The sequence below is a fragment of the Pseudomonas sp. W15Feb34 genome, assembly GCF_023127765.1.
Classification (GTDB): domain Bacteria; phylum Pseudomonadota; class Gammaproteobacteria; order Pseudomonadales; family Pseudomonadaceae; genus Aquipseudomonas; species Aquipseudomonas synxantha_A.
Genome location: NZ_SPKN01000051.1, coordinates 17363 through 18588, shown reverse-complemented (window position 1 = coordinate 18588; position 1226 = coordinate 17363). Strand labels below are relative to the sequence as shown.

Here is a 1226-nt window from a genome sequence, read left to right as displayed (position 1 = left end):
GCCAGATCACCTACACCGCGACCTTGAGTAATAAGGCCGGTACCGACGTCACACTGAAGTTGGATAACGGCTCGTCGATCATCATCAAGGCCGGCGAAACCGTCGGCACCGTGACTGTGCCTGCTCCTACCGATGACGTGTTCATCGATAAGAGCACCCAGACCGTCAAGATCACCGAGACCACCGGCGGCAACTTCGAAAAACTCGAAGTCGCAGGCAACGGCGCAACCACCACCATCAACGACACCATCGACAAGGTGGACGTAGTTCTGACCGCCACCACCACCGTCGGTGAAGGCGGCAATATCGTTTACACCGCCAGCCTTGTGGATAAAAACGGTGCGCCGGTGACCAACATCACCAACCCGCTGACCGTAACTTTGGACAATGGCAAGACCATCACCATTGGTGTGAATGAAACCAGCGGCACTGTCTCGGTCTTGGCACCGGATGATGTCTACAAAGGCGACCAGACCGTCACCACCGCTATCAAGGGTGTGACCGGTGGCGAGCACTTTGAAAATCTGGTTCCAGGTACTACGTCAGTAAACACCACCGTTACGGACACTCCGGGTACCGATAACACAACGACTGTCACACTGACTGCGCCAAGTGTCGTTAATGAAGGTGGCCAGATCACCTACACCGCGACCTTGAGCAATAAGGCCGGTACCGACGTCACGCTGAAACTCGACAACGGCTCAAGCATCACTATCAAAGCCGGCGACACCGTCGGCACTGTGACCGTCCCGGCACCGACCGATGACGTGTTTATCGATAAGAGCACGCAGACGGTCAAGATCACCGACGCTTCCGGCGGCAACTTCGAAAAACTGGAAGTTGCAGGCAACGGTGCGACCACCACCATCAACGACACCATCGATAAGGTCGATGTTGTACTGACCGCCACGACTACCGTGGGCGAAGGCGGCAATATCGTCTACACCGCCAGCCTGGTGGATAAAAACGGCGCCCCGGTGACCAACATCACCAACCCGCTGACCGTCACCCTGGATAACGGCAAAACCATCACCATCGGTGTAAACCAATCGAGCGGTAGCGTTTCGGTTATTGCTCCTGATGATGTGTACAAAGGCGATCAGACCGTCACCACCGCTATCAAGGGTGTGACAGGTGGCGAGCATTTCGAGAACCTGGTCCCGGGCACTACGGCGGTAAATACCACTGTCACCGATACTCCGGGTACCGATAACACCACGACTGTC

General features: G+C 56.0%; 1 protein-coding gene. It reads left to right on the top strand.

The genetic code is table 11. The features are described from left to right. The coding region (locus E4O97_RS26285; RefSeq protein WP_348984556.1) for an immunoglobulin-like domain-containing protein at nucleotides 1-1226 on the top strand (1226 nt) is incomplete at both ends.